Consider the following 15287-nt stretch of genomic DNA (forward strand, 5'->3'; position numbering starts at 1 on the left):
GCCCATGTTCGTGCTCGTGGGCCTGTTCCGGCTCCTCGTCGTCGCGCTCGGTCTCGTCGGCACGCGCGCCATCTGGCGCGACGGCGACGTCGAGGGCTTCGTCTACTTCACCAACCTCACCAGCTTCCTGGCGGTGGCGGTGTTCGGCTGGGCGGCGGTCACGACGCTGCGACGCCGGGAGCCGCCGCCCGTCTGGGCGAAGGGGCTGGTGACCCTCGCCGCCGCCATCACCGGGCTGGTCGCGTGGCTGGTCCTCGAGCCGGAGGCCCCGGACGCCCCCGCCGTGTTCCTGGGGCTCACGGACGGGCAGGTCGAGCACCGGGCGCTGCCGCTCGCCGTCGTGCTCGACTTCCTGCTGCTCGACCCGCACCGCCGCGCCCGCCTGCGCGACGCGGGCCTGTGGATGCTCTTCCCGGTGCTCTACTTCGGCGCGATCCTGCTGCGGGGACAGCTCAGCCCGGGCAGCGAGTACCCGTACGGGTTCATCGACCTGAACGCCCTCGGGTGGGGCGGGCTGGGGCTCAACCTGGTGCTCTACGGCGGCGCGTTCTACCTGCTGGGGCTGCTCATCGTCGCAGTCGACCGGGTGCTCCCGGCCCGCCCCCTCCTCGGCGGCGTCAGGGCGTGACGATGGCGAAGTCCGGGTCGCCGGGGTCGAGGACGGCGGTGAGCCGGCCCAGGACGGCCGCGTCGCCGTCGACCTGGATGCCGGCGTCCGCGAGCCCGTCGGGCGTCACGCCGCCGAGGGCGAGCGCGGGCAGCGCGCGCGTCGTCGTGGTGAGCGTCAGGTCGGCGTCACCGGCCTGCGTCGCGGCGCTGTACGTGAGCACGCCGTTGCGGAGCCACAGCCGGTAGCGCTCGCCGGAGTCGGTGAGCACGACGTCGATGGTGAGCCGCTCGTCCCAGGCGCGCGGCCCGTCCACCTGGATGGCGATGGCGTCGAACAGCATGGCCGGCGTGAGCGCGGAGATGATGTCCGGCGCGGCGGTCGCCGTCGGGGTACCGAAGCTGCCGTCGCGCAGCTCGGTCGCGCCCGACAGGTAGACCGAGCGCCAGGTCCCGTTCTCGGCGCCGTAGCCGAGCTGCTCGAACGTGTCGGCGAGGAGCTCCTTCGCCCCGGCGTGGTCGGGCTGGGCGAACACGACGTGGGTCAGCACCTCGGCGACCCAGCGGAAGTCCCCGGCGTCGAACGACGCGCGAGCCTTCTCCACGACGGCGTCCGCGCCGCCCATGAACTCCACGTACCGCTTGCCCTGCTCCACCGGCGGGTGCTGCCACAGGTGGGCGGGGTTGCCGTCGTACCAGCCCATGTAGCGCTGGTAGATCGCCTTGACGTTGTGGCTCACGGACCCGTAGTACCCCCGGGCGTGCCAGGCGTTCTCCAGCACCGGCGGCAGCTCCAGCTGCTCCGCGATCTCCGCGCCCGTGAACCCCTGGTTGAGCAGGCGCAGCGTCTGGTCGTGCAGGTAGGCGTACAGGTCGCGCTGGAGCGCCAGGTACTCGACGGCGCGGTCCCGCCCCCAGGTGGGCCAGTGGTGCGAGGCGAACACGACGTCGAGGTCCGCACCGAACAGGTCGATCGTCTCGGTGAGGTAGTTGGCCCAGGCGTGCGGGTCGCGGACGACGGCTCCCCGCAGGGTCAGCAGGTTGTGCAGCGTGTGGGTGGCGTCCTCGGCCGCGCACAGGGCGCGGTGGTCCGGGAAGTACACGAGGAACTCGGCCGGTGCCTCGGTGCCGGGTGCCATCTGGAACACCATGCGCACGCCGTCGACCGTCTCCTCCTGACCGGTGTACGTGATGTCGAGGGTCGGGGTGATGAGCGAGACCGAGCCGGTCGACGTCGTCTGCCCGAGCCCCGCCCCCACCTGACCCTGCGGCCCGCGGGCGAGCGCCGCCCCGTACATGTAGCCGGCGCGCCTGGCCATCGCCGTGCCGGCGTAGACGTTCTCGGCCACCGCGTGCTCCGTGAACTCCGCGGGCGCGACGACGGGGACGCGCCCGGCGTCGACGTCCTCCTGCGTGGTGACGCCCTTGACGCCGCCGAAGTGGTCCACGTGGCAGTGCGTGTAGATGACGCCGGTGACGGGGCGGTCGCCCCGGTGCTCGCGGTACAGGGCGAGCGCGGCGGCGGCGGTCTCGGTGGCGATGAGCGGGTCGAGCACGATGACGCCCGTCTCGCCCTCGATGAACGTGACGTTGGAGAGGTCGAAGCCGCGCACCTGGTAGATGCCCTCGGCCACCGCGAAGAGCCCCTGCTCCGCCACGAGCTGCGACTGCCGCCACAGGCTCGGGTTCACGGTGTCCGGCGCGTCGCCGGTGAGGAAGGAGTAGGTGTCGTTGTCCCACACCACGCGACCGTCCGCGGCGGTGATCGCGTTGGGCGTCCGCCGGGCGACCAGGCCGCGCGTCGCGTCCTCGAAGTCCTGCCGGTCGGAGAACGGAAGACTGTCCAGCAGGGCACGCTGCTGTGCGGTGATCGTGGGCGTGGCCGGCTTCGGTGCGGTAGGCATGGCGCCACGATGGCACCGCTCCTGCGGCAGCGCGCGGCGAGGGATCAGCCGCCGGCGGACGCCGCCCGGCGGGTGCGTCGGCGCTCCGCCAGGTCGTACGCCTCGCGCACGGAGCCGAGCAGCGTGTCGCTGCTGGGGACGACGGAGTCGCGCAGGCGCTCGCTCACGCCGCCCGTCTCGAAACGCCGCCGCAGGTCCTCGGGCACGCCGCAGACGACCACCTCGACGCCGTGCTCGTGCCAGCGGTCCAGCAGCCGGTCGAGGGACTTGAGGAACGTGGTGGACGGGATGCCCGCCGACCCGCGCAGCGAGATCACCAGGGCGGCGTCGTGCGTGCCGGCGGTGTGCGGCCACTCCTCCTCGAGCCGGTTCACCTCGGCGAAGAACCCGGTGCCCACGTAGTGCAGCACGGTGGTGCGGCCGCTGGGCAGGACGGCGGGGGCGTCCTCGACGCGGAAGTCGCCGTCGTCGGTCGGCACGAGGCGCACCAGGCGCCCGCGCTTGGCCGCCTGCACCGCGAACAGCACGATCGACAGGCCGGCGCCGAGGAAGATGGCCTGCTGCAGCGGCAGCTGCGTGGTGGCCGCGAACGTCACGACCAGCGCCGCGGCGGACAGCCACGACGTGCGGAAGACCAGCACGATGTCGGCCCACCGGCCCACGACCAGCTCGCCGCCGATGACGAGCAGCAGGCCGCCGATGACGGCCATCGGGATCGTCCCGGCCAGCGGCCCCACGGCCAGCACGATGACGATCAGCCAGACGCCGGAGAAGATGCCCGCCCAGCGGGTCTGCCCGCCGCCGCTGGTCGCGACGCCCGTGCGGGACAGCGACCCGCCGGTCGGCAGCGCGCCGAAGAAGCCGCCCGCCACGTTCGCGAGGCCCTGTGCCGTGAAGTCCTTCGAGACGTCGGTACGTGACCCGTCCGGGTTCGGCACGGCCGCGCCGATGCCCGCCGCCTGCGCGAGTGCGACGAGCGCGATGGCGAGGCCGCCGGACACGAGGTCCGGCAGCGCGCCGACGTCGGGCAGCGTGAGCGGCGGCAGGGACCGGGGGATGGCGGCGATGTCGGAGACGAGCTCGACGTCGGTGCCCAGCAGCGCGACGACGACGGTGACGACGACGAGCGCCAGCAGGGTCGCCGTCTTGCGCAACCGCGGCACCAGGCTCAGCGCCGCCCACGCGGCGACGGTCGCGGCGGCGACGGCGACCGTCGGGCCGTCCCAGTCGCCGACGTGCGCGACGGCCTCGACGAGCTTGCCCACCGTGTTGTGCGACTGCGGCTCGTACCCGGTCGCGTCCTTCACCACGCCGGCCACGATCTGCACCGCGATGCCGGCGGTGAAGCCCGTCATGACCGCCGTCGAGACGAACGACATCACCGAGCCGAGCTTCAGCACGCCCAGCAGCGCCATCCACAGGCCGACCACCAGCGTGAGCGCGGCGACCGAGCCCAGGTCCGACGGGTCCAGCCCGGCGTCCGTGAGCACGCTCTTCGCCGACAGGGCGATGGCGCTGGTGAGCGTCGTGACCATGAGCACCGTGCGGGAGAAGAACGAGCCGACGATCGTCGGCACGGCGCCCGACCAGAGGCCCATCGGCGCGGAGAACCCTCCCACGGTCGCGTACGCCATGCCCTCCGGGATGGAGAACAGGCCGGTCACGAAGCCGGAGACGACGTCACGCGGGGTGGGCCTCGACACTCGCACCCCAGCACAGTGCCCCACGGCCCGGGGCACCGCGACCCGGCCGCGCGGCTGCTCAGCCGCAGTCCAGGTCCTCCCGCACCGACGCCGTCGCGTCGACGACGCCCTGGGCCTCGTCCCTGAGCGAGTCGGCGGCCTCCGCGAGGGTGGCGTCGTCGTCGACCTGGCCGAACGCGGTCACGAGGGCGTCCCAGGACTGCTCGACGTCGTCCGTGCGGTCGTCCGACACCTCGGCGAGGCTCTCGTGCAGCGTGCGCTGCGCCTCCGCGGCCTGGTCGCGCGCGGCCTGCACCTCCTCGACGGAGGAGTCCGGGCCCAGCGTGCCCGCGAGGTTCCGCAGCGCGTCCGTGTAGGCGGAGAGGTCCTCGCACGTCTGCGTCGTGTCGTCGCCCATGGCGTCGGTGCTGGACTCGCCGCACCCCGCGAGCAGCAGCGCCGTCGCGCCCAGCGCCGCCGTACCCAGCACCGCGTGATCGTGTCGTGCCTTCGTCCGGCTCATGGTCGACTCCCTCGTCGCGCTCCGACGCCCTCACCTCGACCTTCGTCGTCCTCGGCCGCGCTCGCGAGCGCACGGCGCGATCGCGGAGGTTTCCGGGTGTTCCCGATCATTCGGATGTACCGCCGTTCAGCAGGCCTAGTCCACCGATATCTGACACCTTCGGAGTGGTGTCCGCGCACAGCGTCGCGCGCGGGCGGTTTGCACCGATGTGTGGAGGGGCACCGATGGTGGATGGTCGTAGGTCAGCGGGGGAACGACAGCGCCGCAGCGCGCGCTTGCGCGCGCGACGGCGCGTGCGTCGTGCCGCCTCCGTGCTCGGCGCCGTCGTGCTCGCGCTCGCGGGCGCGGTCATCCCGGCGACGACGGCGTCGGCCGCGACGTGGGGCATCAGCAAGCAGGAGGTCAGCTCCGGGCCGTACCAGCCGGGTCAGAACGTCCAGTGGGTCGTCACGGTCTCCTGCTCCGACCCCAACGCCGACCCGTGCACCAACGCCGTCATCACCGACGAGCTCCCCGACGGCATGCAGCTGGTCAGCGCGTCGATCCAGAGCCAGACCGGCGCGACCGGCGGCACGATCGACGCGGACCCCGACACCGACACGGTCACCTACACCGCCGACCAGGTGAACAACGGCGGCCAGGTGCAGATCCTCATCACCGCCCAGGTGGACCCCGACCTGCCGTACAGCCAGGACGGCGTGCCGATCACGAACACGGCCACGGTCTTGGCGGACAACGCGACCGAGCAGTCCGCCAGCGACGACATCACGCCCGACGTGCCGCTCGTCCTCGACTCCGAGACGACGAAGACGATCGAACCCGGCGGGGCGCTCGCGAGCCCCGGCACCGCGGCGACGATCACGCTCGGCGCCACCAACACGTCCAACGACCCGGTCGACACCCTCGTGGTCCAGGACCCGGTCGACCCGACGGCCGACCCGAACCCCTTCACCTACCTCGAGTACACGGGCACCGGCGACATCACCCTGCCGCCGAACGCCGACACCGTCGAGGAGGAGTACTGGGACGGCACGCAGTGGCTGCCGCTCGACGACTCCGTCGACCCGGCGACCGTGCAGGGCGTGCGGTACACCTTCAGCGGCGACATCCAGCCGGGTGCCACGGCCACGATCCCCGTCGAGGTGCAGCAGAGCGACGCGGTCACCGAGCTCACGGACACGACGACCGTCGAGAACGACTCGTCGTCCTACGTGACGCACGACGACGACCAGTCCGACGAGGTCACGGCCGACGACGACTACGTCATCACACCGCCGAACAACAGCGTCGAGGCATCGAAGTCGTTCGACCCGGCCACCGTGAGCGCCGGCGACCCGACGACGGTGACGCTCGGCGCCACGAACACCGGCACCCCGGTCGACACGATGACGATTACCGAGCCCGCGCCCGGCACCGACAGCCCGTTCGAGGGCGACTCGCCCCTGACCTTCACCGGCTTCGGGCCCGACGGCGACGGCACCGGGGTCACCTGGCCCGCCGACGCGGATGCCGCGTCCGTGACGTTCACCTGCGCCGACGGCTCCACGGCCAGCGAGGGCACGACCACTGTCGACACCCTGCCGAACCCACCGGCGGACTGCGTCGTCACCCAGTTCAGCGTGGAGTTCACCGGCGACATCGTCACCGGCGGTGAGGCAAGCATCCCGTTCACGGCTGACACCGACCCCGACCAGGACGTCGACGACCTCACCCACTCCAACACGGTCCACGCCGAGGTCCCCAACGCCGACGACACCGCGTCCGCCGACCTGGTGACCCTCGTGGACCGGCTCGCGACCGAGACCTCCAAGGTCATCTCGCCCTCGACGATCCCGGCCGTGCCGGGGCAGAACGTCGTGGTGCAGCTTCCCACCCAGCTGCTGCCCTTCGGCCCGGACGGCTCGACGACGAACGCCGACCAGGTGGTCATCCAGGACCCCACCGACCCGTCGGACCCGGGCGACTTCTGGGACAGCTTCACCGCGACCCAGGTGCGCAGCACCGACGTCCCGGCGGGCTCGACGCTCACCATCAACTACTGGAACGGCACGGCGTGGGTGCCGGCGCCCGGCTGCGGGCCGTACACCGGCCCGAACACGGTGAGCTGCGACCTGCCGGCCGACGCCCAGGGCGTGCAGTTCGTCTACGACTCCACGGCCGACGGGTTCCCGCCCGGCACACAGTTCCAGCCGAACTTCGTCGCCGAGTACACGGGCGACCCGGACCAGGACGAGCCGCTGACCAACTGCGGCGCCTCCAGCGCGTCGTCGAGCGCCGTGGGGCCGACGGAGCCGGCCGAGGGATGCGCCACCGTCGACCCGTTCCCGGTGGACGGCACGGGCGACCTCGACTTCGTCGACAAGACGTTCCTCGAGGGTGACCCGGCGACGGTGCTCGCCCGCACGGACGACCAGGTGACGGCCCAGATCACCTGGTCGACCAACGGCTTCTCGGGCGTCGACCCGATGGTCATCTCGGACATCGCCGACCCGGAGTCCACGGCGGTCGCGGGCTCCTTCTACGATGCCTTCAACCTGGTGAGCATCCCCGCCATCGGCAGCAGCCTCGACCCGCTCATCCAGTACGACGCAATCGTGGGAGTCGAGCTGTGGAACGGCACGGCCTGGGTGCAGGCGACGAACTCGGGTTGCACCACGGCCATCCCCTGCGACGGCGGGATGCCGGAGGTCCTCCTCACCGAGGTCGAGCAGGAGTCCACCCTCTCGGTGCGGGTCGTCTACACCGAGTCGCCCACCCGGACCGACGACCCTGCCGACCCGACCACACCCGCCGCCGGTGACGGCGTCGCGCGTTCCACGCGGGCCGACGCCCGCCACCTCAACCTCACGTTCCAGGTGCGCGACTACAAGCGCAGCGACGGCGACCCGGTGCTCGGCGCCGTGCACGGCACGCAGTACAACGTGCCGGACGAGCCCGGGCTGGTGAACGACACGGCCCGCGGGACGGCCACGTTCGACGGCGACGAGTACACGGACACCGACGACGCCGACGTGCTCATCCTCGACCGGCCGCTCAACGTGTCGGTGGCCAAGGACTGGGACGGCGGCCCCATCTCCGTGCCCCCTGCCGAGACCCCGGACGAGTTCTATCCGTCGACGACCGTGACGGTCACCGGGACGAACGAGTCGAACGCCAAGGTGGAGCGACTGCGGCTCGCGGACCCGACGGCTCCCGGCTCAGGCGACGTCGTCACCGATGGGGGCACGTCGCCGTTCGACGCGTTCACCCTCACGGCGATCGACCTCACCCCGCCCGCCGGCGCGACGTCGACCACGGTGACGCTGACGGCGGAGGGCGGCGGCACCACCGTCTACACGGAGAACCCCCTCGGCACCTGGACCCCGTCGAACCCGGAGGACCTCGCAGCCGCGGACCTGGCCGACGTGATCGGCGTCGAGGTCGCGTACGACGGGCTGGTGATGCCGGGGGCCGAGGGCAGCATGGCTCTCACGCTCCAACTCCGGGAGACGGACCGGTACACGGGCGACCCGGTCACGGTCGCGCAGTACAGCCCCGTGCCCAACACGGCCGCCGCGACGATCACCGACCCGGGCGGCACGTCGGAGGACGACCGGCTCGACAACGCCACGGACGACATGACGCTGCAGGAAGCCGCGATCGGTGTGCAGGTCGGCAAGTCGTTCTCGCCCGGCCAGGTGGTGGAGCCGAACCACGGCGCCGACGGCGCGGACACCCCCGTCGTCATGACCCTCACCGGGACCCCGCAGGGGCCGTCGCGTGCGGTCGAGATGGTGCTCACCGACGACGACCCGCAGTTCTGGAACCAGTACGACTTCGTCGGCTTCGCCCCGAGCGCCGCGCTGGTGACGCCCATCCAACAGGTGCAGGTGGACGCCTACACCGGCGGCACGTTCACGGGCGACGACGACGGCGTCACCGTGACCGGCGGTGACTGGGAACCGGGCACGCCGTCGAGCACGTTCACTCTGCCCCCGGGCGTCGACCCCGCGGACGTGCAGGGCCTGCGCTTCACCTTCACCCGCACGGACGGCTCGATCTGGGAGAACCCGGCGACGCCTACGCAGCCCGTGCCGATCCAGATCTTGCGCCGCGACACGCTGCGGACCGGCGGCGACGTCCTGCCCGACCTCGCCGCGAACCCGCCGGCGCCCGGCGAGACCGACCCCGGCGTCGCGACGAACACCGTGCAGGGGGAGGTCACCGGCGCCGACCTCGTCGTCGGGCCGGACGGGGACCTCGTGCCGGTGTCGGACGCGGACGAGGCCACCGAGGACATCGTCTACGTGCACGCCACCAACGGCGTCGAGGTCGTCAAGGACTTCGACGGCGTGGTCACGGGCGGCAGCGAGTCCCCCGACGCGGTGTTCCCCCTGAACATCGCCGTGACGAACACGGGCAACCGCCCCATCTCCGAGCTCGTCGTCGACGACCCGATGCCGGCCGACTCCACCGGTCCCCAGCTGCGGCTGGCGGACGTCGACGATCCGTTCACCTACGCGCTCGACGGTGCGGCTCCGGACCCGGCCAACGGCGACCCGCTGCCCACCGACCCCGCAGACGTGACGGTCGACCAGTCCGGCGACATCGAGTCGCTGACGTTCAGCTTCCCCGAGGGCACGGTGCTCGAGGTGGGGCAGACGTACACGATCACCGTCATGGTGCAGTTCCGGGTGGGGCTCACCGCGGGGACGGTCGTGCGCAACACCGCCGGGGTGACCGGCGACCGTCCGTGGGACGAGTGCGAGGCGCGGCTGGACGACGAGACGGGCGCCTGCGAGGCAGACTCCGACGTCGTGACCATCCCCTCAGGCGTGCTCCGCCAGTCGAAGCAGGTCAAGGCGACGGACGACGACGAGCTCGACGTCATCGTGGACCCGGCCGCACCCGACCCCACCGTCGAGTGCACGCCCGACGCGGACGGCTTCTACTCCTACCCGTGCACGCCGGTCGTCGCCCCGGGTCACGACGAGACCTGGCGGATCCGGGTCGACAACGTCGGCAACCTGCCCATGAGCAAGGTGGTGCTCTACGACCGCCTGCCGACGCCGGGTGACACAGGCTCGTACGCCGATTCCGCACGCGGGTCGGCCTGGGCCGCGATCCTCACGAACGACCCGCCGCCGCAGCTCGTGAACGCGCCGGACGGCGCCCGGGCGACGTTCTACTACACGACGGCCGACGACTACTGCATGGACGACATCAACGACCCGATGAACGAGCCCGTCTGCCCGACCGACCCCGACGCGGGGTGGGCCCCGCTGACGTCGTCGACGGGCGAGGACGTCTACGAGCAGATCGCCGCGCTGAAGGTCGTCGTCACGTTCCCGGAGGACGCGCTGTTCCAGCCCGGCGAGTTCGTGGCGCTCGAGGGCACGACGACCACGCCGCCACTCGTACCGGAGGCCGGCGACCGGTCCATCGCCTGGAACTCGGCGGCCGCGTCCGCGGTCGTGGAGGCGCAGAACGGGTCGTCGTTCAACCTGCTGCCGACCGAGGGCACGAAGGTGGGCGTCGCCACCGCGAGCGGCCCGCTCGAGGTGAACAAGCTGGTCAGCGGTGACGGGGCGGAGTACGCGCCGGACGAGTTCCAGCTCTTCGTACAGTGCACGTCCGCACCGGGGACCTGGGTCGAGACCGAGATGGACCCCATCCCGATCACGGTGGTGCCCGGCACGCCCACGGTGGTGCCGGACCTGCCGTACGGCGCCGAGTGCACGATCACGGAGGACGGCAGCAACGGCGAGACCGAGCTGATCGTCGGCACGGTGACGATCGACAGCGAGAGCGTCGACGAGGACCCCACGACGATCGCGGCCATGAACCGGTACGACCTGTCGAGCCTGGAGCTCTCCAAGACGGTCGAGAGCGACGCCGTCGACCAGGACGGGAACCCGGTCTCCTACGGCCCGTTCGAGGCGACCGTGGAGTGCACGTTCCTCGGCGAGCCCGTCTTCGCCGACGGCTACGACGCGGACACCCCGATGGTCGTGGAGCTGACCGAGGACGGCACGCCCGTCACCCTGACCGGCCTGCCCGTGAACTCCGAGTGCACCGTCACCGAGACCAACGCCGCGAACGCGGCGGGCACGACCATCACGGTCACCACGCCGGGCGAGGACCCGGTCGAGACCGACGGCACGTCGGCCGACGTCACGATCGTGCCGGACGACGACGGTGCGGCAGCGGTGCAGGTCGCGATGACCAACGAGTTCACCGTCGGCGCGATCGACCTGCAGAAGGTGGTCGACGGCGAGGGCGGCCCCGCGTACGGTGCCGGCCCGTTCACGATCCAGGTGGTGTGCACCTACGACGCCGACGGCGACGGTCCGGGCGAGGCGGGCACCGTTTACGACGGCACCGTGGTGCTCGGTGGGGCGGGCCCGCTGGAGGCGCAGATCCCGAACCTGCCCACAGGTGCGGAGTGCACGATCACCGAGACGGACGACGGCGGAGCCACCGGAGCGGTCGTCGTGCCCGATACGGTGACCGTCGGCTCCGACCAGCCCGTCGAGGTGGTTATCACCAACACGTTCGACGTCGGCACCATCGAGGTGGACAAGGACCTCGAGGGCCTCGGCGCCCTCTATGGCCCGGGTCCGTTCGAGGTGACGTTGGAGTGCTCCTACCTGGGCGTCGACCTCCCGATCCCCGGCGGCGCGGTCCGCGAGCTCGTGCCCGGCGAGCCGGTCCTGTACGAGGGCCTGCCGGTCGGCGCGGAGTGCACCGTGACCGAGACGAACACGTTCGGGGCGTCGTCCTCCACCATGACGGTCGACGACGGTGAGCCGGTCGAAGGCACGACCGTCGACGTCGTCGTGCCGCCGGCCGACGGCGGCGAGCCGACCACCGTGACGGTGACGGCCACGAACACGTTCCTCACCGCGCCGCTCGTGGTGCGCAAGGTGGTGGACGGCGACGGGGGGGCCTACGCCCCGACGATGCCGGACCTGCCGCCGCTGCCGGAGATCCCGGACGGCCCGATCACGCCCGAGGTACTCGCCGAGTTGTTGGCGCAGGTGGAGCAGTACCTCGACGACGTGCCGTTCGACGAGTTCCCCTACGAGGTCACGCTCGAGTGCACCACCTCGCAGGGTGACCCGGTGCCGATCCCGGGCGGCAGCGTGCGCCCGTTCGGCCCGGGCTTCCCCGGGCTGTACTTCGGGCTGCCCGACGGTGCGGAGTGCACGGCGACGGAGACACGCACGGGCAACGCCGACCAGGTGACGCTGGACCCGAACCCGGTGACGATCGACGGTGAGGCCACCGTCTTCGCCCCGGTCGAGATGACGGTCACGAACACCTACGACCTGGGCGGGTTCACCGTGGAGAAGGTGGTGGACGGCGACGCCGCGGACTTCGGCGTAGGGCCGTTCGAGGTGTCCGCGCAGTGCACGCTGCGGGGCGAGGAGATCGACGTCCCGGGCGGGGCGACCCGCACGCTCGAGGCGGGCGGCACCGTCACCTACGGCGACCTGCCGATCGGGACGGAGTGCGTCGTCACCGAGACGGACTCCGCCGGTGCGTCGTCATCCACGGTCTCGACGACCGTCGAGGGCGGCGACCCGGGCCAGGTGGTCGTGCCGGGCGCGGACGCCGACCCCGCGGTGGTCACCGTGACCAACACGTTCGACGTGGGGTCGGTCGCGGTGGAGAAGGTGGTCGACTTCGAGGGCAGCTCCTACGACGTGGGCCCGTTCGAGGTGACCCTCGCCTGCACGTTCCAGGGCGAGGACATCGAGATCCCGGGCGGCGCGGCACGCGAGATCGCGGCGGGCGACACCGTCACGTACGACGGGCTCCCGATCGGCGCGGAGTGCGTCGTGACGGAGACGGACGACGGGGGCGCGGCGTCCTCCACGGTCTCGACCGTGGGCGACGGCGACCCGGGCGCGGTCACCGTCGCGGCGTACCCGGCGTCGGTCACGGTGACGAACACGTTCGCTCCGCCCCCGCCTCCCGCGGGCGGCGACGGGACCGATACCGGCGGGGGCGGTTGGCTCCCGACCACCGGCGCGGACATCGGCCTCTGGGTCGGCATCGCCGTCCTGCTGATCGCGGCAGGTGTGGTCGCCGTCGGGATCCGGCGCCGCCAGCAGCACTGACCGGGCCCCACGACGGCGCCGACCCTGGTCACGGGGTCGGCGCCGCCGGCGTCCAGGGGGCGTGCAGCGGCAGTCCGCCGTACGTTCGTTGCGGGCGCGACCTGCGCCGTCGTCGAGGAGGGGAGCAGCACCGTGACCGCCACGGGAATCATCACCGCGATCATCATCGGCGCGATCATCGGGGCCCTCGGGCGCCTGGTCGTCCGGGGCAAGCAGAACATCTCGATCCTCGTGACGATCATCATCGGGATCGTCGCCGCACTGCTGGGCACGTGGATCGCGAGCCTGATCGACGTCAGCGACACCGGTGGCATCGACTGGATCGAGCTGATCTTCCAGATCGTGCTGGCCGCGATCGGCGTCTCGATCGTCGCCGGGATGGGCGGCCGCAAGCAGACGACCCCCTGACCCTGCCCGGGCGGCATCCCGCGCGGGTGCCGCCGCCGGGAGCGCGAACGGGCCGGCCGTCCCTGGACGGCCGGCCCGTTCGCGAACGGTCTATCGCTTACGCGCCTTGACGGTGGTCTCGGCAGTTCTCTCGCGCTTCTGCGCGCGCTTCTCCTTGAGGGTGAGCGCCGGCTGCTTCTTCGAGTTCTTGGTCACGGGAGTTCACCTCCACTCGCCTCCAGGTGGGTCGATGAACCGGCCACCATAGCAACGTCCCGCCGGGGCCGGGCGAGGCCGGTCGGCGGGACGTCGGGGTGTCGTGAGTGATGCCGTGCGCGGGGTCAGGCGGCCGTGCCGAAGTCCTTCCGGCGGCGTTCGCCGTGGGCCGTCTCGCCGTCGGGCACGATCGCGTCGGGCGGCACGACGACGCCGGACGGCACGCGGCTGTCGGTGCCGAGGCGGGAGCCGGAACCGACCCGGGCGTCGTCGCCGACGACGCCGCGGACGCCGACGTGCACGTTCTCGTCCACGCGGGCTCCGCGCCCGACGACGGCGTCGACGTCGACCCAGCTGAACCGGCCGACCTTGGCGTGCGCGCCCACACGGGCGCCGGCCTCGACGTACGCGCCGGGCCTGATGGTGGCGTCGGGGTGGACGCTCGCGTGCGGCGAGACGAAGCCTTCGCCGTTGTCGTGCCGGAGGTACCGGGTGAACTTCCCCGGCTCGTGCTCGACCTCGACCTTTCGGGGGATGCGTCGCAAGAGTGCTCCTCATGGTGCGGGTGAATCTTGTGACATAACGCGCAAGCGGCGCCTGGTGTTCCCGGACGCGGCCCCGGCGGTCGGACGGCTGCACGTTCCCGTGTGCAGTACGGTCGGGTCCTCAGCGGGAACGCCACCGGGTGGCGCGTCGACGAAAAGGAGCGCTGGCGTGCGCAGACATCGTGCGAGGCTGGCGGACGTGGCCGAGGCCGCGGGCGTGTCGATGTCGACCGCGTCGAAGGCCATCAACGGGCGCGGCAGGATCTCCGCGGCCACCCGTCGGCGCATCCTGGACAGCGCGCGCGAGCTCGGCTTCGTCGCCAGCAGCGGCCCCGGGCGGCAGCCGGTCACGTCCGTCGGGGTGCTCGCCGCCGACCTCGAGTCCCGGTTCTCGCTGCCCATCCTCGACGGGCTGGAGGACGGGCTGAGCTCGTACTCCTCGTTCGTGCACCTCTGCAACGCCCGCGGCGACCGGCTGCGCGAGCGGCACCAGCTCAACGCGCTGCTCGACCGCCGGGTCGACGGGCTGATCGTGGTGGGCGGGCGCACCGAGGAGCGCGACCCGGTCGGCGAGGACCTCCCCGTCCCGGTCGTCTACGTGCACAGCCGGTCGCGGGACCCCCGGGACGCCTCGCTGGTCGTGGACGACGCCCAGGGTGGCCGCCTCCAGGTCGAGCACCTCGCGGGGCTCGGGCGGACCCGCATCGCGCACGTCAGCGGCCGGCCGCAGTACCGCGTGGCCGCGGACCGCAGGACCGGCGTCGCCGAGGCGATGGAGGCCCAGGGGCTGCGGCTCGTCGCCGACCTGGCCGACGGCCCGCGCACCGCCCTCTGGGGACGGGCGGCGATGCTCCGCATCCTCGACGACGTCGGGGCCGGCGCCGTCGACGCGGTCGTGTGCGACTCCGACGCCATCGCGCTCGGCGTCATCGACCGGCTCCGCCGGGAGTCCGTGCGCGTCCCCGAGGACGTGGCGGTCGTGGGCTACGAGAACTTCGGCCCGCTGGTGTGGAACTCCGACCCGAGCACCACGAGCGTCGACATGAAGCTCGAGGAGATGGGGCGCGAGGCGGCGCGGCTCCTGCACGGCGCGCTCGCGGGCGGCGGCCTCGAGCCCGGCGTCGTCGCGATGCCGTGCGAGCTGGTGCCGCGCGGCTCGACGACGCCCGGCCTCTGACCCGCAGGCTCTCCCGACCCCCGTCGTTCCTGTTGACGCGCACGGACGTCGGCGCTACGTTCAGGAAACCGCATTCCCACAATGTTGCGCACGTACAGAGAGGTACGGACGATGAGGGCACGACGGTCAGCAGCACGATCCG

8 protein-coding genes are annotated in these 15287 nt (G+C 72.2%); 4 read left to right on the top strand and 4 right to left on the bottom strand.

The window, feature by feature from the left end; translation table 11 throughout:
* Positions 1–4: 4 nt before the first annotated feature.
* Complete coding sequence (locus ACFVS0_RS08575) at positions 5–628, top strand: Pr6Pr family membrane protein (protein WP_430587712.1); 624 nt, start codon at positions 5–7, stop codon at positions 626–628.
* Here the strand turns inward: ACFVS0_RS08575 and ACFVS0_RS08580 are convergent.
* From ACFVS0_RS08580 to ACFVS0_RS08590, 3 genes are read right to left on the bottom strand one after another with little or no spacing between them, the layout of a single operon-like run.
* Complete coding sequence (locus ACFVS0_RS08580) at positions 618–2510, bottom strand: alkyl/aryl-sulfatase (protein ID WP_430587713.1); 1893 nt, start codon at positions 2508–2510, stop codon at positions 618–620. The genes ACFVS0_RS08575 and ACFVS0_RS08580 overlap by 11 nt on opposite strands.
* 44 nt (positions 2511–2554) lie before the next feature.
* Positions 2555–4219, bottom strand: a complete 1665-nt coding sequence (locus tag ACFVS0_RS08585; RefSeq protein WP_430587714.1) for a SulP family inorganic anion transporter — start codon at positions 4217–4219, stop codon at positions 2555–2557.
* A gap of 52 nt (positions 4220–4271) precedes the next feature.
* Complete coding sequence (locus ACFVS0_RS08590; RefSeq protein WP_430587715.1) at positions 4272–4715, bottom strand: hypothetical protein; 444 nt, start codon at positions 4713–4715, stop codon at positions 4272–4274.
* Positions 4716–5008: 293 nt separating this feature from the next.
* Here ACFVS0_RS08590 and ACFVS0_RS08595 point away from each other — a divergent pair, with 293 nt between their 5' ends.
* Together ACFVS0_RS08595 and ACFVS0_RS08600 are read left to right on the top strand one after the other, a co-directional pair.
* Positions 5009–12820, top strand: a complete 7812-nt coding sequence (locus ACFVS0_RS08595) for a DUF5979 domain-containing protein (protein ID WP_430587716.1) — start codon at positions 5009–5011, stop codon at positions 12818–12820.
* 132 nt (positions 12821–12952) lie between these two features.
* Positions 12953–13228, top strand: a complete 276-nt coding sequence (locus tag ACFVS0_RS08600) for a GlsB/YeaQ/YmgE family stress response membrane protein (RefSeq protein ID WP_430549249.1) — start codon at positions 12953–12955, stop codon at positions 13226–13228.
* A gap of 320 nt (positions 13229–13548) precedes the next feature.
* Here the strand turns inward: ACFVS0_RS08600 and ACFVS0_RS08605 are convergent, their stop codons facing one another.
* Entirely contained in the window at positions 13549–13968 is a 420-nt protein-coding gene (locus tag ACFVS0_RS08605) for a transferase (protein WP_430564660.1), read from the bottom strand.
* Positions 13969–14137: 169 nt separating this feature from the next.
* On the opposite strand from ACFVS0_RS08605, the gene ACFVS0_RS08610 reads away from it, so the two are divergent.
* Positions 14138–15145: a LacI family DNA-binding transcriptional regulator gene (locus ACFVS0_RS08610; RefSeq protein WP_430564659.1), complete on the top strand. Its 1008-nt coding sequence runs from the start codon at positions 14138–14140 to the stop codon at positions 15143–15145.
* Positions 15146–15287 lie beyond the last annotated feature (142 nt).

This window comes from Isoptericola sp. NPDC058082, assembly GCF_042885055.1.
Taxonomy (GTDB): Bacteria; Actinomycetota; Actinomycetes; order Actinomycetales; family Cellulomonadaceae; genus Isoptericola.